General features: G+C 36.8%; 4 protein-coding genes and 4 tRNA genes. 1 reads left to right on the forward strand and 7 read right to left on the reverse strand.

Going from position 1 to position 4,304, the window contains the following annotated elements; all coding sequences use genetic code 11:
- Nucleotides 1–329: 329 nt before the first annotated feature.
- From GX687_04890 to GX687_04900, 3 genes are all read right to left on the reverse strand, one after another.
- Nucleotides 330–420, reverse strand: a tRNA-Ser gene (locus GX687_04890).
- Between the two features lie 52 nt (nt 421–472).
- Entirely contained in the window at nt 473–1,348 is an 876-nt protein-coding gene (locus GX687_04895) for a pyridoxamine kinase (protein HHX96779.1), read from the reverse strand.
- Between the two features lie 11 nt (nt 1,349–1,359).
- Entirely contained in the window at nt 1,360–2,283 is a 924-nt protein-coding gene (locus tag GX687_04900) for a radical SAM protein (GenBank protein ID HHX96780.1), read from the reverse strand.
- A 113-nt stretch (nt 2,284–2,396) separates the two neighbouring features.
- On the opposite strand from GX687_04900, the gene GX687_04905 reads away from it, so the two are divergent.
- Nucleotides 2,397–2,996: a conjugal transfer protein TraX gene (locus GX687_04905; protein ID HHX96781.1), complete on the forward strand. Its 600-nt coding sequence runs from the start codon at nt 2,397–2,399 to the stop codon at nt 2,994–2,996.
- 280 nt (nt 2,997–3,276) lie between these two features.
- Here the strand turns inward: GX687_04905 and GX687_04910 are convergent.
- The 4 genes from GX687_04910 to GX687_04925 all read right to left on the reverse strand — a co-directional run bounded on the left by GX687_04910 (nt 3,277) and on the right by GX687_04925 (nt 4,080).
- A tRNA-Ser gene (locus GX687_04910) sits at nt 3,277–3,368 on the reverse strand.
- 7 nt (nt 3,369–3,375) lie between these two features.
- Nucleotides 3,376–3,828, reverse strand: a complete 453-nt coding sequence (locus tag GX687_04915) for a nucleoside deaminase (protein HHX96782.1) — start codon at nt 3,826–3,828, stop codon at nt 3,376–3,378.
- Between the two features lie 24 nt (nt 3,829–3,852).
- Nucleotides 3,853–3,931 (reverse strand) — tRNA-Arg (locus tag GX687_04920).
- A 71-nt stretch (nt 3,932–4,002) separates the two neighbouring features.
- Nucleotides 4,003–4,080: transfer RNA gene (locus tag GX687_04925), tRNA-Arg, on the reverse strand.
- Nucleotides 4,081–4,304: the final 224 nt, after the last annotated feature.

The following is a 4,304-nucleotide window of genomic DNA, read 5'->3' on the forward strand; positions in this document are numbered from 1 at the left end:
CCGATGAAAAAGCAACTGAAAAAATAAATGAGGACAAAACAATAGAAATTGAGAAATCATCCACAACCGAAAAAAAATTAGATACTTTTTTATCAAAAACCTCATTAAAGAAAAAAACAAATGTCCCCGAGATGCATCAAACATACCAAAAGCAAAAATCCACACAGGAAAAATCCCGCTAATTTTTTTTAGAAAAAATAAGTCAGATCGCTTTCGCAAACGGTCTGACTTATTTAATTTTAATTATTACGAAGACTTCGACCCCTATCACGCCAGGGCTAAAAAATGCTTATACGCATTTTTTTACGCCCGTTCGAATCCTTTATTTATGGCGGAGAGAGAGGGATTCGAACCCTCGGTAGAGTTTCCCCTACACACGCTTTCCAGGCGTGCACCTTCAACCAACTCGGTCATCTCTCCATTAATCCGCATACTGATAATACTTGAAAAGAGGGTAATTGTCAAGAATAGCTTATTCTAAAATTTCATAGCTGCCAGCTACAACCGGTAAATTTAAACTAGACAAAACCCGTTCCAAAAGAATACCCTCACGACGTGGATATTCGTAACCATAACTGGCCCTAATACCAGTAGTAATAAATTGGACACCGCGATCTAAAGCAATCGGCAAACTATCACCTTGCAAAATACTACCAACGACTACACTAGTAAAAGTATCCCCCGCCCCGGGGTATTTCGCCGGTATATAAACACAACTGACTTTCCAAAAACGTCCAGCGGGACGATCATATGCCATTACACATGTATTTTTCGCACAACGACAATCGGGCACACTAGTTATAATTACTATTTCCGGTCCCATTGCAGATAATCTTATTAACCAATCCTTAATCTCTTCAATCATAATATCCTGACGAAATTTTTCACCTAATAAATAAGCTGCTTCGGTAAAATTAGGTGTAATAATATCGGCTTGCTCAACAAAACTTTGCATTCTTTCAATCATTTCTTGATCCATTGTTTGATATAGTTTACCATCATCCCCCATAACCGGATCAATCACAACCAATAAATTATCATTTGAAATATTATTGATAAAATTGGAAATGAGCTCTACTTGCCTAGGTGAACCCAAAAATCCACTATACAAGCAATCAAACTTTATACCTAATTTAAGCCAATGTTTAATAATAGGTTCCATATGATCAGTCAAATCAACAAAATGATAATCCGTAAAACCTCCCGTATGTGTAGATAATACCGCGGTAGGCAATGAACATACCTGAATACCCATTGTTGACAAGATTGGCATCACCACCGCTAAAGAGGTTCTACCAAAACCGGAAAGGTCATGAATAGCCACTATTCGTTTTACTGAACTTTGCATTTTTCACGCTCCTATGTTAAACGGTAAATACTATAACCTTTATAAGCTACAACTTCCACATCTTTATTGTGTGCTAGTTTATCCAAAATTTCAGTAGGGGAATTACAATTCCGCCCCCGTAAAAAACTGTTTAATTCATGTTGATTCATAGGATGACGTTTAATAATACTTAAAACCGCAGCATAATCATCCTCAATTTCACTATAAAAACTACCTTCACTTAATGAATCCAGTACTACCCCACCTAAAACATGTGCCGCTGTATTTAAAAACTCCCTTGAAGGCTCTTTTACCCAGTTCTCCGCCGGTGGACGCACTGGTGTATTAAGATATAGTTTATGATAATTAATTTCTTTTAATAGTTCTTTTAATTTTAACAACGCCCCCTCATCATATAAACCTTCTATTAACATCACCTCTAACCATAATTGTCCATGATATTCGCGAGAAAAAGAAACTAGTCCTTCATAAACTTCTTTAAATTTAATTTTACCAAAAGGTCTATTTATTTGCCGAAAACTAGTCTCATCATAGGCATCCAAAGATGGCAATACCAAATCGGCAAGCTTAAGAGCCTTTTTTATTTCCCTATCCACGAGTAGGGAACCATTTGTAATTACAGCTACAGGCTTATTTGTATGTTTTTTTAAAGCCTTAATTAATTCCTCTATTTCTAAATATAATGTAGGTTCTCCTTCACCCACAATAGTTACTACATCAAAAGGGGTCTTACTGCTTAAAAAATTCTTAAACTCACTTATTATTGTCTGCAAAGGCACAAATTCTTCCCTTTGATTAATCATGTGCCTAGTACGTCCGAGCTGACAATAAATACAAGCATAATTACAAGTTTTACGCGGTAAAGGACTAATTCCCAATGAAAGACCTAATCTGCGTGAAGGGATAGGACCAAAAACATATTTAAGTGATTGCATTTCCCCAACTTCCTTTATTTTAAAATTTGTTCTTTATTATAACACATAATTTAATGAAGAAGATACTTTTTTTTACCTTTTCTGATAAGATTAATATGCAAGGGGGGCAAATTATGTTTGAAATTATTGCCATGCTAACCATGTTCATCGATCATTTGGGAATCGTCTTTTTTCCGGAGCAAATCATCTTTAGAATCATCGGTCGCATGGCTTTCCCACTTTATGCCTATGCTTTAACACAAGGCTATAAATACACCAGTAATTTTAACAATTATTGTCGCAGGCTTTTTTATTTAGCCTTAATCAGCCAAGTACCTTATGTTTTGCTATTTAATACTTTTCAACTTAACATCATCTTTACTCTTCTAATTTGTCTCCTATTGCTTAAATTATTTACCCAAATTAAGAACAAATTTTATTACATACCCTTTTTTTTATTAACTGGTTCCCTAGAGATTTTCCAATGTGAATACGGTCTTTATGCTTTTTTACTAGTCTTGATTTATTATTTTAACCATAATATTGTCTGGCGACACAACTTTTTAAACATCTTCTTTCTTTTTTTACGTAATTGGTCTACTCAACTTTTTAGTTTTTTACCTTCCGTACTTATTAAATATTGCGAAAATCGCCCTCTTGAAGGAAAAGCACGTAATTTTTACCGCCTTTTTTATCCTTTACACTTAACATTACTCTTTTTAATTACCAGATAGTAACTATAGATTCTTTATTTAATTTATAACTATTAACCGCTTTTTTCTTAAATTCTAATAGAAACTACCTAAATCTCAGATTAAATAATCCGAGATTTTTTTTAGCTAAATCTTTTATAAAGGACTAAAAAAATGCTCATACGCATTTTTTACGCCTGTTCGAATCCTTTATTTTATGGCGGAGAGAGTGGGATTCGCTCCGGGGTCTTCGCCCCCTATCACGCCAAGGCTAAAAAATGCTCATACGCATTTTTTACGCCTGTTCGAATCCTTTATTTTATGGCGGAGAGAGTGGGATTCGAACCCACGAACGGGATTAACCGTTACACGATTTCGAGTCGCGCGCCTTCAACCAGACTCGGCCATCTCTCCATAAATATTATTTCCGTTTATCTTTCCAAAACCCCTGTAAAAGAGCCTGTGATTCCTCAGCCAATATTCCACTAATTATTTTAACAAAATGATTCCAATCCGGGAATTGCGGAATATTTAAAAGCGTACCCGCCGCACCTGCTTTAGGATCATCTGCACCATAAATTAATTCTTTTATTCGAGCCTGAACTAAAGCACCTGCACACATTGGACACGGCTCTAAAGTTACATATAAACTACATTCACTTAACCGCCATGTACCTAATTTTTCTCCCGCCTGCCTTAAGGCAATTATTTCAGCGTGAGCAGTAGGATCATTTAATGTTTCCCGCAAATTATGACCACAACCTATTATCACCCCTTGACAAACTACCACGGCTCCAATGGGGACTTCTCCCTTGCCCAAAGCCAAATATGCCTCCACAAGGGCCTTTCTCATAAACCTTTCATGACTTTTCATTTTTTCACCAAACTTCAAAATAAATGGTGCACCCGGCAGGATTCGAACCTGCGACAGACGCGGATTAGGAATCCGCCGCTCTATCCAACTGAGCTACGGGCACACTAAAATAATAATTTAAAAAAAGGCTAAATTTGGACTTTCTTTTAAATTTAACCTTCGAAAAAACAATTATGGCGTGCCCGGCAGGATTCGAACCTGCGACCTTTTGATTCGTAGTCAAACACTCTATCCAGGCTGAGCTACGGGCACACATAACAAAAACTCACTTTCCATTATACCAGGGCTAAAAAATGCTCATACGCATTTTTTTACGCCCGTTCGAATCCTTTATTTTATGGCGGAGAGGGAGGGATTCGCTCCGGGGTCTTCGACCCCTATCACGCCAAGGCTAAAAAATGCTCATACGCATTTTTTTACGCCCGTTCGAATCCTTTATTTATGGCGGAGAGAGAGGGATTCGCTCCGGGGTCTTC

This window comes from Clostridia bacterium, assembly GCA_012841935.1.
Classification (GTDB): Bacteria; Bacillota; Peptococcia; order DRI-13; family DTU073; genus DUTS01.

What these genes read in the sequence shown, in the direction of transcription:
- GX687_04900 (HHX96780.1), bottom strand. Translation starts at nt 2,283, where the DNA reads ATGCAATCACTTAAATATGTTTTTGGTCCTATCCCTTCACGCAGATTA.
- GX687_04905 (HHX96781.1), top strand. Translation starts at nt 2,397, where the DNA reads ATGTTTGAAATTATTGCCATGCTAACCATGTTCATCGATCATTTGGGA.
- GX687_04895 (HHX96779.1), bottom strand. Translation starts at nt 1,348, where the DNA reads ATGCAAAGTTCAGTAAAACGAATAGTGGCTATTCATGACCTTTCCGGT.
- GX687_04915 (HHX96782.1), bottom strand. Translation starts at nt 3,828, where the DNA reads ATGAAAAGTCATGAAAGGTTTATGAGAAAGGCCCTTGTGGAGGCATAT.